Source organism: Cellulosimicrobium sp. G4 BAM 1002, from assembly GCF_057126935.1.
In genome coordinates this window covers 4,559,926-4,575,074 of record NZ_CP182109.1, presented here as the reverse complement: position 1 = coordinate 4,575,074, position 15,149 = coordinate 4,559,926, and the positions used below count along the sequence as shown (strand labels likewise).

The following is a 15,149-nucleotide window of genomic DNA, read 5'->3' as shown; positions in this document are numbered from 1 at the left end:
GCGCGGCGGGGGCTGTTCGCTGGCACCGTGTGCCCATGATCCTCACGATCCTGGGCGCCGCCCTGCTCGCGGCGGGCCTCGCCGCCGCATACGTCCTCGCCCCTCGAGGCGCGGGCTCGCCCGCGTCCGGCTGGCACCCTGACCCCGCCTCGGGCGACGAGCGCCGTCGCCTCTGGGACAGCCGGACGTGGACGGACCGGGTCGCCGACGGTGGGCCCGCGGCCGACCGCGGGCACCGCTTCCGCGGCCGGTTCTGGGGGCGGTGGGTGTGGATCCTCGTGGCGGCCGTCGTCGTCCTGGTCGTCGGCGCGACCCTGTACGAGTCGTCCGGCGAGGTCCACGTCATCGGCGCGACGAGCCTCGTCGGCATGACGCTCGTGTGCTGGGCCTTCTACCGGTTCGTCGCCCAGCAGCTCGCGCTCGACGACGTGATCGGGCTGCCGCAGGTCGTCGCCGTCGTGGTCGCGACCTCCGGCGCGGTCCTGCTCATCGCGGCGAACGTCAACACCTGGGTCATCGACTCGGCCGGCATCAGCACGGCGACGGCGCTGGTCGGCGTCGTCGAGGAGGGCACGAAGTTCCTCGTGCCGGTCGTGCTCTTCCTGCTTGCCCGCTACCGCGACCCGCGCGCGGGCGTGGCGATCGGGCTCGCGTCGGGCTTCGGGTTCGCGATCACCGAGACGACGCAGTACGCCTACCAGACGGCCTTGTCCGCGGTGCCGGACTTCTGCGGCACGGGGACCGCGGCAGTGGTCGCACCGGAGTCCGTCGTGCAGGCGCAGGTGTTCCGCATCCTCACCGTCTCGCCCCTGCACTGGCTGTGGACGGGCATCGCGGTGGCCATCGCCTGGCGGCTGTGGCACCTGCGTGGAGCACGCGGCACGTGGGGCGCCGTCGGCGGCCTGCTCCTGGTGATGGTCGTCCACTCGCTCAACGACAGCTCCCTGACGTCGACGTGCGACGCCCCCGCCCTGAGCAGCCTCTTCGTCGTCCTGCGCTGGGTCCTCCTGGCCGTCATGTATCTGACGTTCAAGGCCTGGAGCCGCAAGTCCACCCCGCCGCAGCTCGTCGGGAAGGTGTCGCGCGGCTGGCTGCCGAAGCACCTCCCGAGCGTCCGGGAGGACGCACCCGCGCCGTCGGCCGAGCCGGGGCCGGCGGAGGAGGACGGGGACCTGACGCGGCGGCAGGCATGAGGCACCCTGCCGGGGCGCGACCTCAGGAGCCGGGTGCGCCGACCGGGTTCGCCTCGAGCGCGCTCGCGACGGCGTGCAGGTTGTGGGCCATGAGTCGCCCGGTGTCCCGCGCCCACTCGTGCCCGTGGCCGGTCTGCACGTAGTCCGGGCCCGGTCCGGGGCCCTGGTTCCAGTACGTCCAGCCCTGGCCGGGGATCGTGTACCCGATGTCGGCGAGCGCCCCGTTGATCTCCGAGATGACGTGGTGCGCGCCGTCCTCGTTGCCCGTCACGACGACGCCCGCGACCCGGTTGTAGACGACCGGGGCGCCGTCGGGGCCCTCCTCGGAGATCATCGCGTCCATGCGCTCGAGCATGCGCTGCGCCATCGACGACGGTCGCCCGAGCCAGGTCGGGGTGAGCACCACGAGGATCTGCGCGTCGAGGAGCCGCTCGTGCACGCCCGGCCACTCGTCGCCGTCGCCCACGTCGGTCACGACGCCCGGCGGGACGTGGAGGTCGACCAGGCGCACGTGCTCGACCTCCACACCGCGGCTCTGCAGCGCCTCGGCCACCACCCGGCCGAGCGCCTCGGTGTTGGACGGCTCCGGGGACTTCTTGAGCGTGCAGCTCACGAACAGCGCCTTCATCGTCTTCCTCCCGTTGCGCGTGGCTCCGCCGTCCCTGCCACCCTCACCGGGCGCCGTCGTGCTCGCACGGCGGGGGACGCCGTCCGGCGGTGCCGAGTGATGCACCTGCGTTCGAGCGATGCACCTCTGCGTGCATCCCTCGGCCCGAAGTGCATCGCTCGCCGAGCGGAACCGTCACGGAAGGCGGCGTCCTCGCACTGGAAGCCCTCGGCACCCGTGCTCGGGGCACGGCCCGCTGGTGCCGCGTCCGATCACCGCCAGACCCCGTTGCCCTCCGTGGCGACGCTGGACCCATGACCACCACCTCGACCCGCTCCGCACCACCGCACGTCGTCGTCGACCCCGGGATCCTGTACTTCGGCACGCCCGTCGCGCTGCTCAGCACCGTGGACGCCGACGGTCACGCGAACCTCGCGCCGATGTCGTCCGTCTTCTGGCTCGGCCGCACCGCGGTGCTCGGTCTGGGTGCCCGGTCGCAGACGGCGCTCAACCTTCTCGCCACGCGCGAGGTCGTGGTGAACCTGCCGTCGGTGTCCGAGGTCGACGCCGTCGACCGGCTCGCGCTCACGACCGGGAGGAACCCGGTCTCGGAGCGGAAGGCCGCGGTCGGCTACCGGTACGAGCCGGACAAGTTCGCGCGCGCGGGCCTCACGCCCGTGCCCTCGGACACGGTGGCGCCGCCGCGCGCCGCCGAGTGCCCGGTCGCCGTCGAGGCGACGCTCGTGCACGCGCACCCGCTCGGGCGCGACGACGCCGCGCGCGCCGGGTCGCTCGTCGCGTTCGAGGTCCGCGTGACGCGCGTGCACGTGCACGAGGACGTCCGCGTGCCCGGGACGGAGCACCGCATCGACCCCGACCGGTGGCGTCCGCTCATGATGAGCTTCCAACGGTTCTACGGACTCGGCTCCGAGGCGCACCCCTCGCGTCTCGCGACGATCGACGAGGACTGGTACCGCTGAGGAGCCCCGTCGCGCTCGACGGGCGACAGGACGAGCGGACCGTCACGTCCCCGACCCGGAGGCGCTCGGCTCAGTAGGCGCCGTGGCCCGCCTCGTGGGCGAGGATCGCCGTCTGTGTGCGGTTGGTCGTGCCGAGCTTGGTCATGGCGTGCGCCAGGTAGGCCTTGACGGTCGACTCCGCGAGGTAGAGCCGGCGCGCGATGTCCGCGTTGGAGAGTCCGTCCGCGAGCGCGCCGACGACCTCGCGCTCCTGGGGTGCGAGCGTGTCGAGCCGCCGCGTCGCCTCGGCACGTCGGGCGGACGAGTCCCCGCCCGCGGCGGCGAGCAGGTGCCGCGCCACGGCGGGGGAGAGGATCGCGTCGCCCGCGACGGCCGCGCGGATGCCGTGGTGCAGCTCCTCGGGCGTCGAGTCCTTGAGCAGGTAGCCCGCCGCGCCGGCGCGCAGCGCGGGCAGCACGTACTCGTCCGTGAGGAAGCTCGTCAGGACGATCACCGCAGTCTCGGGGTGCTCACGACGGATCGTCACGAGCGCGTCGAGGCCGTCCATCACGGGCATCTGCATGTCGAGGAGGGCCGCGTCCGGGGCATGCTCGCGGACGAGCTCGACCGCGCGTGCGCCGTCGCCGCCCTCGCCGACCACCTCCAGGTCGGGGGCGGTGTCGATCAGGCGGACGATCCCGGCACGCAGCAGCGCCTCGTCGTCCACGACGACCACACGGATCATGAGGGCCTCCTCGGCAGCGTCGCCCGGAGCCGGTAGCCGCCACCCGGCGTCGGCCCGGCCTCCAGCGTGCCGCCCAGGAGCTCCACGCGCTCGCGCAGCCCGGTCAGCCCGAAGCCGCCCGTCGTGAGCCCGGTGTCCGGCGCGGTGGGCCGGGCATTCTCTACCGTGACCCGGACCCCGCCGTCCGCGGGCACCACGGCCACCCTGGTCGAGGCACCCGGGGCGTGCCGCACGGCGTTGGTGAGGCCTTCTCCGACGACGCGCGCGACCGTCCGGTCCACGAGGTCGGGCGGGGACGACGGCCGTACCGCGACCCGGACCTCGACGGGTTGTCCGGCACGTCGCGCCTCGTCGACGAACCCGTCGACGTCCGCGGGCGCCGTGGCATCGGCCGCCCCGGAGGTTGCGGCCCTGCCGATGCCCGACGGCGGCGCCTCCGCCGCGAGCGCCGTGAGGACCTCGCGCATCTCCGCGAGCGCGGCGCGCCCGCTCGTGCCGATCTCGTCTGCCACGCGCCGGACCTCCTCGTCCCGCGTCGTCGTCGCGAGCACCTCCGCCTCGACGACGGCGTAGCTCACCCGGTGCGAGACGACGTCGTGCAGCTCGCGGGCGAGTCGTGCGCGCTCGCCCGCCCGCGCCGCCGCCTCGGCCTGCTCGGCGGCCCGGCGGTCCGCCTCGGCGCGCGAGAGCTCGGCGCGACCGGCGACGTACGCGAACACGATCACGAGCGTGGCGACCCACAGGGTGGTCGGCCCTGAGCGTTCCGCCGTCACGCGCCACGCGGGCCACGCCGCGGCCACGACGCCGACCACCGCCGTACCGCTCGTCCGGGTGGAGGGGATCTCCGCCCCCACTGTGTACAGGGCCGCCATGGTGGCGACCGCGGGCGAGACGAAGGACAGTGCGACGCACGCCGTGAGGACGGCGAGCGGGGACCGCCGTCGGACGAGCAGCAGGGCCGCCGTCGCCAGCTGGACGCCGATCTCCGCCCACAGCGGTGCCCAGCCGATCCCAGACGTCTCGCGCAGCACGACGAGGAACGTCCCCGCTGCCGCGCTGGACACCGCGACGAGGACGTCGGCCCGCGAGACGTGGACCTCCACGCGCTCAGGCTAGCCAGGGACCCGCTGCGCCGTGACGGACCGCCACGCGCGCGGACTCGACTTTCGGAGGTAGTGGTCGCCTCCGAACGGGCGTGCCGGGGGCACCCCTGCGCGGGGGAACGTGGAGTCATCGGGAAACACCCACCAGGAAGACAGAGGAGCTCCACCATGAAGGTTCTTCGCACCGCCACCACGACCGCCGTCTCCGCCGCCCTCGTCATCGGCGCACCGCTCGCCGCGTTCGCGAGCGAAGGTGACGCAGCCCCCCAGCCGAGCCCCGAGACCGCGACCCCGGTCGAGGCTCCCGCGGAGGAGGCCGCCCCCGCCGAGCAGACGGCGCCGGCCGAGCCGTCCGAGTCCGCTCCGGCCGCCGAGGCGACCGCCGAGGCACCCGCGCCGGTCGACCCGGTCGTCGCTCCTGCTCCGGAGGAGCCCGCCGCCGAGCCTGCACCGCAGGCCCAGCAGCCCACTACCGAGCCGGTCGCCGAGCCGATCGCCGAGCCGATCGCCGAGCCGATCGCCGAGCCCGCGGAGGAGCCGGTCCCGGACGCCACGACCGACCTCGAGGTGACCGAGGCCGCCGAGGCGGCGGAAGACGCCGCAGCAGCGGCCGCCACGGAGCCGGCGGCGACGCTCGCCGCGACCGCCGCGTCCGCGCTGCTCGGCGCGACGCAGGCGGCGTACCCCGACGCCGCGTACGAGCCGCACTGGCACGACGGCGGTCAGGACGGCTTCGACTGCGACTACTGGTACTTCATGGAGCCTGCCGAGGGCGGGTCGGGCAAGGACTGGTCCGGCTGGGGCGGCACGCCGCAGCTCCACATCCTGCACCACACGCTCGTGGACGACGACGGTACGGTCCACATGGTCTACGACCGCGACATCGCCGGGTACTGGTACCACGCCTGGTCCGGCGACGAGTCGGTCGCTCCCGACCCCGACGGCATCCACTGGGAGAACACGTCGGCGCAGCAGACGATCCTCGTCAACGGATACCAGGGCGGCAACGACATGACGGCGCGCGCCGCCGACGCGCAGCGCCTGTTCGACCGCGCCGGCGTGACGGTGACGCCGCCGACGACGTGGGAGACGTATCTGGGTTGGTACCAGGAGAGCATCACCAACGGCAGCTACACCGAGGACGAGGTCCGGCAGATGTGGGAGGACCAGTACCTGCAGCGTTCGCTCGACTACACCGCCTACGAGGCGACGCAGTTCGCCGTGTGGTACTTCTCCACCGGTCACGACGTCATGGGCCTGCTCTTCGACGTGGACGCGGACAACCACGTCACGCTCTCGCAGAAGGCGCTGGAGCAGTTCGAGGCCCTGCCGTACCCGGAGGACGGCAACTGGGACGGCTACGACCACACCCGCAACTGGGCCACCGCCTACAACAGCGACCGGATGGCCACGCTGCAGACGGCCGCCTGGCTCATCGAGGAGGCGCTGACCACGAACGCCGTCATGCCGCAGCCGGGGTTCGTCTCCGACGGCTACGTGCGCCGGGCCGACGGCTCGACGGACTACGGCTTCACCGCGTCGCTGGTCGGCGGCACGGGCGACGTCCACGTCGAGCTCCGCACGGCGGACGGGGCGCCGATGCCCGCGGGAGTCGTCCTCGTGGACGCCCAGGGCCGCGTCGTCGACAGCGTGACGCCGGGCCAGAAGGTCTTCGTCCGGGTGCCTGCCGGGATGAGCGTCGCGGACCTGCCGCAGTTCCAGCTCTGGGGCTCCGCGCAGGGCACCCAGCAGGGGAGCCCGCACTTCTACACCGGGTGGGACCACAACAACCACGGCGAAGGCACCACCGACCCGGAGACCGGCGCATGGCTCCCCGCCACGTTCCAGCACTGGTTCATCGGCCTCGGCGAGCTCGACAGCCCGTCGACCGCCTGGGACTGGATCGGCGTCACCCTCGCCGACGAGCCCGAGGCCCCGGTCGACCCGGTCGACCCGACGGACCCGGTCGACCCGACGGACCCGACGGACCCGACGGACCCGACGGACCCGACAGACCCGGCCGACCCGACAGACCCGGCCGACCCGGCCGACCCGGCCGAGCCGACCGACCCCGCGACGCCGGCTGACGCCGCGTACGTCGACGGGAACGGCGCCGTCGTGACGGTGGCCGACTCGTCAGACCCGACGAACCTCGGCCTGACCGACGCTCGGCCGGTCGCCCAGGTCGAACAGGCCGTGGCACAGCGGGACGCGCTCGCCACCACGGGCACGGACGCGAGCCTCCTCGCCGCGGGGGCGTTCATCAGCCTCGCCGGCACCGGTCTCGTCCTGGCCTCGCGTCGCCGCCGGAGCGCGGCCGCGCGCTGACGCCGAGCACGCGGGCACGCGCCCTCGACGACCCGGTCCCGCACCTCATGGTGCGGGACCGGGCGTCGTCGTGCGCCGTCAGGCGCGCTCGACCGGGATCTGCAGCTCGGTGACCCAGCCCGGGCCGGGCTCGTGGCCGTCGGCGACGAGGTAGACCTCGCGCGTCGGGCCGGCGACGCGGTAGCCGTCCGCGGCGAGCCGGTCCAGGAGCGCCGACCAGGAGTCGCCGATGCCGGACATGTCGCCGTGGTGGAGGAGCGTCGCGGCGACGGGGACCGCCGGCAGGCCGACGACGTCGTAACCGTCGCCGGGCCGCGGCTCCGGCTCGGCCGGGTACGAGACGTGCACCGCGAGCTGGTCGGTGCCGGCGACGGGCTCGTACCAGAAGATCCCCGGCTCGCCGGCGGGTCGTCCGGCGCGGGCGAGAGCGTCGTCGAGTCGCTCGACGAGCGGGCCGACGACCGGGCCGACGTGGTCCGGCCCCATCCCGGGCGCCGTGGCGCTCAGGGCGTAGACGGTCACGGGCTCGATCGGTCGGTAGGTCACGGCTGCGGTCACGATGTCGTCCCCTCGGTCGGTGGCGCCGGCGGCGGGCAGTCGCCGCCGTGGTCGTAGGTGACCGCGCACGAACGCGCGACTCATCGGTCGCGTCCGCCGAGGGGGCACGGTTCAGCCGAGGCCGGTGCGGAAGCCCTCGCGCCAGCTCCCGTACCGCGGCGTCCAGCCGAGTTCGCGCCGGGCCTTCGCGTTCGAGGACCCGCGCACCGTGGTCATGAGGGCCGTCCCGAGCTCGCCCAGCATCGGCCGAGCCAGCCACACCGGCAGTCGCAGCGGCCGCCGGCCACCGAGCTGCTCGGCCAGGTACGGCAGCCACTCGGCCACCGGGGCAGGGTCGTCGTCGACGACGTTGTAGATGCCCGGCGCGCCGCGCTCGACGGCGGCGGCGGTCGCCGCCGCCGCGTCCTCGATGTGCACGAAGGACCACACCCCCGTCCCGCCGCCGACCAGCGGGAACCGACCGCGGCGGACCATCTCGCCCATCGAGCCGGTGCGGGACGCCGCGTTGCCCGGCCCGTAGAAGTTCCCGTACCGCAGCACGACCCCGTCGATGCCCGGGGTATGCGTCACGGCCCGCTCGAGGTGGCGGATCGCGCGCAGCGACTCCCGCGCCTCCCGGCCCGGGTCCTCGACGAGCGGGTCGTCCTCGGTCTTGACCCACCCTCCGGTGCGCTCGTTGGGCCAGGTCGTGTAGCTCTGCGCGACGAACCGACGGACCCCGGCCGCCTTCGCGGCGGCGAGCAGGTGGTCGGTGCCCTCCGTCCGCAGGCGGTTCGTCGTGGCGAACTCGAGGTCGAACCTCTTCGGGTTGCCCGTCATCGCCGCGAGCGCCGTCAGCTGGTGTACGACGACGTCCGGTCGGGCGTCCTGGACCGTGCGCCGCACGTCGGCGGGGTCGAGGGCGTCCATGACGACGCCCGTCGCACCTCGTGCGGCCAGCCGTTCGACCCCCTCCGGGTTCCTGGTCGTCCCGGTCACCTCGTGCCCGGCGTCGATCAGGCGGCGGACCAGGTGTGTTCCCAGCGCACCCGTGGCGCCGGCGATGAGGACTCGCATGTCGTTCTCCCTTCGTCGTCCCCTCCGACGAGACGGGCGTCCTCTCCGTGACACCCACGGCCCGCGGCGTCGTGGTTGGATCGGGACGTGACCGCCCTCGCGGAGCTCCACGACGACCTCCGACCGCTCATGTTCTCCATCGCCTACCGGATGCTGGGCAGCGTGGCGGAGGCTGAGGACGTGGTCCAGGAGGCCTTCCTGCGGATGCACCGAGCCGAGCAGGACGGCCTGGCCGTCGACAACCCCGAGGCCTACGCGACGACGGTCACGACACGGCTCGCGATCGACACGCTGCGCTCCGCCCGGGTCCGGCGCGAGCAGTACGTCGGTCCGTGGCTGCCCGAGCCGCTCGTCGCCTCGGCCGACGCGGCGTCCTCCGACCCGGCGCACCGCGTCGTGATGGACGAGACGGTGTCGACGGCGTTCCTGGTGCTCCTGGAGTCGCTCGGCCCCGTCGAGCGCGCCGTCTTCGTGCTGCGCGAGGCGCTCGGCTACGACTACCCGGCGATCGCGGCCGTCGTCGGCAAGAGCGAGGCGAACTGCCGGCAGATCTTCGCGCGCGCGAGGAAGCACGTCGACGACCGCCGGCCCCGGTCCAGCGCCAGCCGGGCGGACCGGGAGAGGACCGCCGCCCGGTTCGTCGCCGCGGTCGCGGCGGGCGACGTCGCCGGTCTCGAGCGGCTGCTCGCCGACGACATCGTGTTCACCGGCGACGGTGGCGGCCGCGCCCCGGCGATCCGGAGACCGCTGGTCGGAGTGGTGCCCGTCGCGCGGTTCCTGCTGGGACTGGTGCGCCAGGGCGAGCGGCTCGACGTGGTGATCGACCTCGGCGAGGCCAACGGGCAGCCGGCGATGACCGTCCGGACCGCGGGCGGGGAGCTGCTGTGCGTCATGACCGTCGACGTCGCCGACGGGCACGTCGTGGCTCTGCACAACCAGCTCAACCCCGACAAGCTCCGGCACGCCGGGCCGGTCGGCGACCTGACCGCGCTGCTGCGGCACGACGCCTGAAGCAGAGCGCCGGCTACACGCCCAGAGGTCCGCGCACCACCGAGTCGCCGGAGTGCGTGGGGTCGCCGTCGAAGTGCTCCTCCGACACGTCCACCACGGGGAACTGCGCGAGGTCGAGCCCGTCCGGGAGGTCGAACGTGCCCTCCGTGCTCTCGAGCACGCCCAGGCTCACGAGCCCGCTGAGGTCCTCCGCGAGGAGCCAGACCTCGCGGTACGTGCCCTCGGGCACGGGCGCGTCCACCGTCACGACGACCTGCCGCCGGCCGTCGGGGCGCTCCTCCACGCGGGCCTCCCCGCTCGCGCCCTCCCACTCCGGCAGGGCCTCGAGCGTCGCGGTGGCCACCGTCGTCTCCGTCGGGACCGGGGGGACCGACGGCTCCGCCTCGCGGCGCTCCCAGAGCACGCCGCCGGCCGCGCCCACGGCCAGCGCGCACGCCGCGGCGGCGGGCGCCACCCACCGTCGCCGACGGCGGGGCGCGAGCGGCACCACGACGGCCGACCGGTCCTCGGCGGCGTCCCCCGCCGGTGCCGGGGCGGGCCTGGCGTCGAGCACGGCCGGGACCTGCGTGAGCCCGAGGTCCGTGTGGACCCGCGCCCACACCCCGGGCGACGGTGGCACGAGGGCGTCGGCCTCGTCCACGCCGTCGAACACCTCCGCCACGCGGCCGAGGTCGGCGACGGTCCCGGCGCACACGGCGCACGACGAGAGGTGTGCGCGCGCGTCGTCGTCGAGCACGTCCTCGCCGAGCGCGAGGAGCGCAAGGGTCTCGTCATCGATGTGCTGCACCGTCCACCTCCAACCGGTCGCGCAGCCGGATCAGGCTCCGTCGTACGTGGGACTTGACCGTACCGAGCGGGAGGTCGAGCTCCTCCGCGATCTGCACGTGGGTGAGGTCGCGGAAGAACGCGAGCTCGAGGATCGTCCGCCCCGGGTCGCCGAGCCGTCGCAGCTCGTCGGTGAGGAGCACCCGGTCCGCCACCCGCCCGACGTCGGCATCAGCGTCCCCCGTCCGTGCGGGGTTCGGAGCGGACGCCGCCGCGGCGTGCTCCGACCGCCGGACCCGTGCCCGGGCCTCGTGGGCGTCGGCGACCGTGTGCCGCGTGATCCCGATGAGCCACGCGGGCAGGCGGGCCCGGTCGGGGTCGAACCGGGACCGACCGCGCCAGGCCGCGACGAAGACCTGCTGGGTCACGTCCTCCGCGTCCGCCCGTGCGCCGAGCGAGCGCAGCGCGATCGTGTGCACGAGCGCGGACCACCGCCGGTACGCCTCGGCGAGCGCCTGCTCGTCGCCGTCGGCGAAGTCGCGACCGAGGCGCCACAGGTCCGGGTCGGGCGTCCCGGTGTCGGTGGCGTTCAGGGTGCGTCCTCGGGGGTAGGCGCCGACCGCCCTGGCGGCAGCGGCGAGCGGGGTAGCTGCGATCGTAGGCGCCCCCGCCGGGTCGTGCTCGCCCGGTGCGGTGGTCACCGCGCAGGTGCCGCGGTCACGACGACGTTGTCCGAGTACGAACGCCGCTCGCCGTCCCACCGTCCGCCGCACGTCACGAGCACGAGGCGGCGCTCGCCGTCCCGGTCGAAGAGCTCGTCGAGCGGCACCTCGGGCTTCGCGACGCTCCGGACTTCGGTCACTGTGTAGGTGTACGAGGTGCCCGCGGCGTCGACCACGTCGATCCCCGTGCCCGCCGTGACGTCGGCGAGCCGCGCGAACGGCCCGACGCCGGTCGGGTCGTCCACGTGCGCCGCGACGAGCGTCGCCCCCGCGGCGCTCGCGGGTGCGGGGCCGAACCGGTACCACGCGGCGACGTCTCCGCTGCCGGGGAGCGCCATGCGGCCCTCGGCGTCGACGCCGGTCGGCTCGACCGGCAGGTCGATCCCCACGTCCGCGACCACGACGCGCGTGGGCGCGGGCGGCGCGGGGGCCGGGACGTCCTGCGCCGGTCGGACGGGGACGTCCGCCACGGTGCCTGTCGGCCCCGTGGTGTCGGGCCCTCCTGCGGCCCCCGCCTCGCCCCGGTGGGTGGCCGAGGCGGGCGGGGGGTCCGGCGTCGGGCCCTGCGGCCCCGCGGACCCGTCGGCGGGTGCCGGGGAACACCCGCCGACGGCCGCTGCGGTGACGAGCACCGCCCCCAGGAGGGTCGTGAGGCCCGGCCGCGCGCCCCGCGGGCGTGACGCGCGGCCGGGGGAGGAGGTGCGCCTCATGCCGTGCGGTCGCCGCGTCCGGCGTGCGCCACCTCGCGGGCGTGCTCCCGCCACGCCCGCGTGAGCATGACGGACGCCGCGACGAGGAGCAGGCCGACGAGGCACGCGCCGAACGTGATCGCCACGCCCGTGAAGGTGCTGCTCGGCGACTCGGCGGCCAGGCCCGAGACCCCGGCCGGCACGCCGGAAGGCGACGAGTGGAGACCTTCGACCGTCTGCGTGGCGAGGGCGAGGTTGCCCGCCTCGAGGCTGCCCCACGCGTACGCGATCGTGTTCACGCCCTCGGCGACAGTGACGTCGGCCGGGCCGAGCACCGGCTCGGTCGTGCCCGCCGCGGCGATCGAGGCGGACACCGTGCCGGCCGGCAGGTCGAGCACGGCCTCCTTCGGGTTCTCGAGCCCGGAGACGACGGCCGTCCCGCCCGCGAGCACGTCGACCGCGGGTGCCGCCGCGACGTGCCGGACGGTGAGCCGCCCCTGACCGGCCGCGGTGGGCTCGGTGGAGTTGGTGAAGAGCGTCGCGGTCGGCTGGCCGGCCGCGTCCAGGTGGGCGACGGCCGTGTAGCTCCCGCCTGCCTCCAGCGGCAGGTCGACGGGGCCGATGACGGGGGCGCTCGTGTCCGTCGCGTCCGGGGCGGTGATCGCGACGCTGTACGACCCGGCGGGCAGGTCGAGCGGACCGGCGAGGTCGCCCGGCTGGAAGTCGTCGAGCGTGAGCTCGTCGTTCACCCACACGTCGACCGGGGTGTCCGGCACGCCGTGCAGGACGGAAAGGGACGCCCCGTCGGCGGTGGCGGCGTGCGCGGGGAGCGCGAACGCCCCCAGAGCGACGAGGGTGGCGGCGCCCGCGAGCGCTGCGCTGCGTCGTGCGGTGCGGTGCATGGTGTCCTCCGGTGTCTCGGCCCGGCCGGAGCCGGACGCTCGATCTGTTGACACCCCCTCTTCCCCCGTGGGGGGCGATCCGGATGCACCCCGGCGCGACGGAGCCCGGCCCCGCGCAGGGACCGGGCTCCGTGGGGCGGGTCGTCAGAGGTTCGAGGGGCGCAGCACGGCGGTGATCCCGTGCGCGATCTGCGCGTTGCCCTTGTTGAGGTCGAGCTTGCTCGCGTTCAGGAACGGGTCGAGGTCGTTGCGGTCCTGGTCGACGAGGCGGACCAGGCCGAGCTTCTTGCTCAGCACGTCGACCCGGAAGGTCGCGCCCTGCGCGGTCGTGAGCACGGCGTCGTCGGAGCGGAGCGCCGTCCGCGCGTCGATGGTCGCCCCGGGGATCACGTGGTAGAGGAGGACCTGCTCGATCGCGTCGATCCCCACGGTCTCCGCGAGCGAGGTGAGGACGCGCTCCTCGGTCGGCTGCCAGCGGTGGGTGAGGTCGAGCGCAAGGAGCTGGAAGGCCCGGTCGTTCGGCAGGAACGCGGTGAGCGGGACGGTGCCGTCGGCGAGCACCGCCACCGGGCTGCCGGGCTTGGCGGCGAGGACGGCGGCGACCGCCTGGTCGACCAGGTCGAAGTCGTACCAGTTCCGGTCGAACGTGTCGCCGTCGGCCGCGAGCACCGCGGCGAGGCTCTGCGTCCCGGGTGCTGCCACGGGTGTCGGGGTCGCGGAGGCCGGTGCTGCCAGAGCGGTCGCGGCGAGCGCGAGCGCCGTGGCTCCCATCGCGGTGAGCGTGCGTCGGAGGTTCATCGTCGAGTCCCTTCGTGGTGCACAGGACGGCGGACGGGTCCGCCGCCGGGCGCCGGGTGCGGCGTCCGTACCCCCTTCCGCTCCGAAGGCACGGACGGATGCACGATCCGCGGGCCGACTCCCCGCGCGGACGAGCCGTGGCTGCCCGCGAGCGCTAGCGGCCGGCTGGTACGCGCTCGGCGACCCGGCGCGCCTGGAAGTCGGCGTGCCGACGCCGCTCGCTCTCGGAACGGGAACCGACGACGATGAACACCAGCAGGAGGACGGAGCCGGTTCCTCCGATGAGGAGGGGGCCGAGCAGGTCGAGCATCGGCACGCCGGAGCTGGGTGCGCCCATCTCGCCGGTCACCGCGACGCCGGACATCCCGGTGTAGTGCATGCCCGCGACGGCGACTCCCATGACCAGCGCGGCGACCGTCAGGGAGAGTGCACCGCGCGAGTGCACGCAGAGCCAGAGCGCGGCGGTCGCCGCGACGACGGCGATCAGCACGGCCAGGACGACCGAGACGGCGCTGTAGTGCATGGTGCCGTGCATCCGCATGGCCGCCATGCCCATGTAGTGCATGGCTGCGACACCGAGCCCCGCGACGACGCCTCCGGCGATCAGACGGGCGAGGCTGTAGTTGAGCATCATCACGAGGTGCAGGCCGACCGAGACGACGACGACCGCCACGACGGCCGACGTGATCGTGAGGGGGACGTCGTAGTGGATCGGCATGCCGGTCACCGTGAAGCCGAGCATCGCGACGAAGTGCATCACCCAGATGCCGGTCCCGCCGATCGCGGCGGCTCCGAGCCACAGCCAGCCGGACCGCACCTGCCACGGCGCGTCGACACGGGCCCGGGAGACGGCGGAGAGGCCGCACGCCGACCCCGAGGCCGCAGCCACGTAGGAGATGACCGGGGTGAGGGCCCCGTAGGTGAAGTGATGAACCTCGAGCATTGCATACCGCCTCAAAAGCACCAGAACAGGACGCGTTACGGTAGCCCGGGGCACTCGTCAGCGCATCCGGAGAGGACGCGACCGCCGGCGCGGGCGGTGCAGCCCGGAGGGGAGGCCGAGCACCCGGCAGCCGGGGGGCGTGCTCGGCCAGCGAGTCGGACGGGCTCGCACGCGACGACCCGGGCGGGGAATGATCGGGGGATGCCCGGCGACCTCCTGATGCGCATCCACAGCCCTGAGTTCCAAGCCATGTCGGAGCGGGTGCTGCGCGCGACGGAGCTGACCTCGCGCCTCAACGTCCTGCCGTTCGAGGACGAGGCGGGCAAGGCCGCGCTGTTCGAGCAGATCCTCGGTCGGCCGCTGCCCCCTCGCGTCACGGTCTACCCGCCGTTCTACACCGACCACGGTCTCAACCTGGAGCTCGGCGAGCGGGTGTTCGTCAACCAGGGCTGCACGTTCCTCGACTACGCCGGCATCCGCCTCGCCGAGCGCGTCATGGTCGCGCCGAAGGTCACGTTCATCACCGTCGGGCACCCCGTCGACACCGACGACCGCAAGGTGTGGCTCACGGGCGGGCCCATCGACGTGGCGGAGAACGTCTGGATCGGCGCGGGCGCGACGATCCTGCCGGGCGTGAGCATCGGTCGGGACGCCGTGGTCGCGGCCGGGGCCGTCGTGGCCGACGACGTCCCGGCGCGCAGCCTCGTCACCGGCGCCAAGGCCGCGGTGCGGCGCACGTGGTGACCTCCCGCCATGAGCGGGACGCCGCT

Annotated in this window: 16 protein-coding genes; 5 read left to right on the top strand and 11 right to left on the bottom strand. The window is 74.4% G+C overall.

What is annotated here, in order from left to right:
* Positions 1 to 35 precede the first annotated feature (35 nt).
* Positions 36 to 1,193 (top strand): PrsW family glutamic-type intramembrane protease, encoded by a 1,158-nt coding sequence (locus ACMXGY_RS20380; RefSeq protein WP_483774795.1) that lies wholly within the window; start codon positions 36 to 38, stop codon positions 1,191 to 1,193.
* Positions 1,194 to 1,215: 22 nt separating this feature from the next.
* Here ACMXGY_RS20380 and ACMXGY_RS20375 read toward each other — a convergent pair whose 3' ends face one another.
* The gene (locus ACMXGY_RS20375) at positions 1,216 to 1,821 is read right to left on the bottom strand and encodes a flavodoxin family protein (RefSeq protein WP_483774794.1); all 606 of its coding nucleotides are present in this window, start codon (positions 1,819 to 1,821) and stop codon (positions 1,216 to 1,218) included.
* Between the two features lie 293 nt (positions 1,822 to 2,114).
* Here ACMXGY_RS20375 and ACMXGY_RS20370 point away from each other — a divergent pair, with 293 nt between their 5' ends.
* Positions 2,115 to 2,780 (top strand): flavin reductase family protein, encoded by a 666-nt coding sequence (locus tag ACMXGY_RS20370; RefSeq protein WP_483774793.1) that lies wholly within the window; start codon positions 2,115 to 2,117, stop codon positions 2,778 to 2,780.
* Positions 2,781 to 2,850: 70 nt separating this feature from the next.
* Here the strand turns inward: ACMXGY_RS20370 and ACMXGY_RS20365 are convergent, their stop codons facing one another.
* Both ACMXGY_RS20365 and ACMXGY_RS20360 read right to left on the bottom strand, forming a co-directional pair.
* Complete coding sequence (locus tag ACMXGY_RS20365; RefSeq protein ID WP_483774792.1) at positions 2,851 to 3,504, bottom strand: response regulator; 654 nt, start codon at positions 3,502 to 3,504, stop codon at positions 2,851 to 2,853.
* Complete coding sequence (locus ACMXGY_RS20360; protein ID WP_483774791.1) at positions 3,501 to 4,607, bottom strand: sensor histidine kinase; 1,107 nt, start codon at positions 4,605 to 4,607, stop codon at positions 3,501 to 3,503. The genes ACMXGY_RS20365 and ACMXGY_RS20360 overlap by 4 nt, the downstream gene beginning before the upstream one ends.
* Before the next feature lie 168 nt (positions 4,608 to 4,775).
* Between ACMXGY_RS20360 and ACMXGY_RS20355 the strand changes: the two genes are divergently transcribed.
* A complete protein-coding gene (locus tag ACMXGY_RS20355) occupies positions 4,776 to 6,935 on the top strand; it encodes a hypothetical protein (RefSeq protein WP_483774790.1) in 2,160 nt (719 codons plus the stop codon).
* 78 nt (positions 6,936 to 7,013) lie between these two features.
* Here ACMXGY_RS20355 and ACMXGY_RS20350 read toward each other — a convergent pair whose 3' ends face one another.
* Complete coding sequence (locus tag ACMXGY_RS20350) at positions 7,014 to 7,493, bottom strand: GyrI-like domain-containing protein (RefSeq protein ID WP_483774789.1); 480 nt, start codon at positions 7,491 to 7,493, stop codon at positions 7,014 to 7,016.
* Between the two features lie 111 nt (positions 7,494 to 7,604).
* Positions 7,605 to 8,549: an NAD-dependent epimerase/dehydratase family protein gene (locus ACMXGY_RS20345; RefSeq protein WP_483774788.1), complete on the bottom strand. Its 945-nt coding sequence runs from the start codon at positions 8,547 to 8,549 to the stop codon at positions 7,605 to 7,607.
* Positions 8,550 to 8,636: 87 nt separating this feature from the next.
* Here ACMXGY_RS20345 and ACMXGY_RS20340 point away from each other — a divergent pair, with 87 nt between their 5' ends.
* Positions 8,637 to 9,560: an RNA polymerase sigma-70 factor gene (locus tag ACMXGY_RS20340; RefSeq protein ID WP_483774787.1), complete on the top strand. Its 924-nt coding sequence runs from the start codon at positions 8,637 to 8,639 to the stop codon at positions 9,558 to 9,560.
* A 13-nt stretch (positions 9,561 to 9,573) separates the two neighbouring features.
* Here ACMXGY_RS20340 and ACMXGY_RS20335 read toward each other — a convergent pair whose 3' ends face one another.
* The 6 genes from ACMXGY_RS20335 to ACMXGY_RS20310 all read right to left on the bottom strand — a co-directional run bounded on the left by ACMXGY_RS20335 (position 9,574) and on the right by ACMXGY_RS20310 (position 14,379).
* On the bottom strand, positions 9,574 to 10,347 hold the full coding sequence (locus tag ACMXGY_RS20335; protein WP_483774786.1) for an anti-sigma factor: 774 nt from the start codon (positions 10,345 to 10,347) through the stop codon (positions 9,574 to 9,576).
* Positions 10,331 to 10,918, bottom strand: coding sequence for an RNA polymerase sigma factor (locus tag ACMXGY_RS20330; protein ID WP_483776911.1), 588 nt, complete (start codon positions 10,916 to 10,918; stop codon positions 10,331 to 10,333). Before ACMXGY_RS20330 ends, ACMXGY_RS20335 begins: the two co-directional genes overlap by 17 nt.
* Positions 10,919 to 11,022: 104 nt before the next feature.
* Positions 11,023 to 11,517 (bottom strand): class F sortase, encoded by a 495-nt coding sequence (locus tag ACMXGY_RS20325; protein ID WP_483774785.1) that lies wholly within the window; start codon positions 11,515 to 11,517, stop codon positions 11,023 to 11,025.
* A 236-nt stretch (positions 11,518 to 11,753) separates the two neighbouring features.
* The gene (locus ACMXGY_RS20320; RefSeq protein WP_483774784.1) at positions 11,754 to 12,638 is read right to left on the bottom strand and encodes a DUF4397 domain-containing protein; all 885 of its coding nucleotides are present in this window, start codon (positions 12,636 to 12,638) and stop codon (positions 11,754 to 11,756) included.
* Positions 12,639 to 12,782: 144 nt separating this feature from the next.
* Positions 12,783 to 13,436: a fasciclin domain-containing protein gene (locus ACMXGY_RS20315; protein WP_483774783.1), complete on the bottom strand. Its 654-nt coding sequence runs from the start codon at positions 13,434 to 13,436 to the stop codon at positions 12,783 to 12,785.
* 154 nt (positions 13,437 to 13,590) lie between these two features.
* Positions 13,591 to 14,379 carry an MHYT domain-containing protein gene (locus tag ACMXGY_RS20310; protein WP_483774782.1) on the bottom strand — a complete coding sequence of 263 codons (789 nt, stop codon included), beginning with the start codon at positions 14,377 to 14,379 and terminating at the stop codon, positions 13,591 to 13,593.
* A 201-nt stretch (positions 14,380 to 14,580) separates the two neighbouring features.
* On the opposite strand from ACMXGY_RS20310, the gene ACMXGY_RS20305 reads away from it, so the two are divergent.
* Complete coding sequence (locus ACMXGY_RS20305) at positions 14,581 to 15,123, top strand: DapH/DapD/GlmU-related protein (RefSeq protein ID WP_483774781.1); 543 nt, start codon at positions 14,581 to 14,583, stop codon at positions 15,121 to 15,123.
* The last annotated feature ends 26 nt before the right edge of the window (positions 15,124 to 15,149 follow it).

Coding starts and splice junctions, on each gene's coding strand:
- ACMXGY_RS20380 (WP_483774795.1), top strand. CDS start 36: ATGATCCTCACGATCCTGGGCGCCGCCCTGCTCGCGGCGGGCCTCGCC.
- ACMXGY_RS20375 (WP_483774794.1), bottom strand. CDS start 1,821: ATGAAGGCGCTGTTCGTGAGCTGCACGCTCAAGAAGTCCCCGGAGCCG.
- ACMXGY_RS20370 (WP_483774793.1), top strand. CDS start 2,115: ATGACCACCACCTCGACCCGCTCCGCACCACCGCACGTCGTCGTCGAC.
- ACMXGY_RS20365 (WP_483774792.1), bottom strand. CDS start 3,504: ATGATCCGTGTGGTCGTCGTGGACGACGAGGCGCTGCTGCGTGCCGGG.
- ACMXGY_RS20355 (WP_483774790.1), top strand. CDS start 4,776: ATGAAGGTTCTTCGCACCGCCACCACGACCGCCGTCTCCGCCGCCCTC.
- ACMXGY_RS20345 (WP_483774788.1), bottom strand. CDS start 8,549: ATGCGAGTCCTCATCGCCGGCGCCACGGGTGCGCTGGGAACACACCTG.
- ACMXGY_RS20320 (WP_483774784.1), bottom strand. CDS start 12,638: ATGCACCGCACCGCACGACGCAGCGCAGCGCTCGCGGGCGCCGCCACC.
- ACMXGY_RS20315 (WP_483774783.1), bottom strand. CDS start 13,436: ATGAACCTCCGACGCACGCTCACCGCGATGGGAGCCACGGCGCTCGCG.
- ACMXGY_RS20310 (WP_483774782.1), bottom strand. CDS start 14,379: ATGCTCGAGGTTCATCACTTCACCTACGGGGCCCTCACCCCGGTCATC.
- ACMXGY_RS20305 (WP_483774781.1), top strand. CDS start 14,581: ATGCCCGGCGACCTCCTGATGCGCATCCACAGCCCTGAGTTCCAAGCC.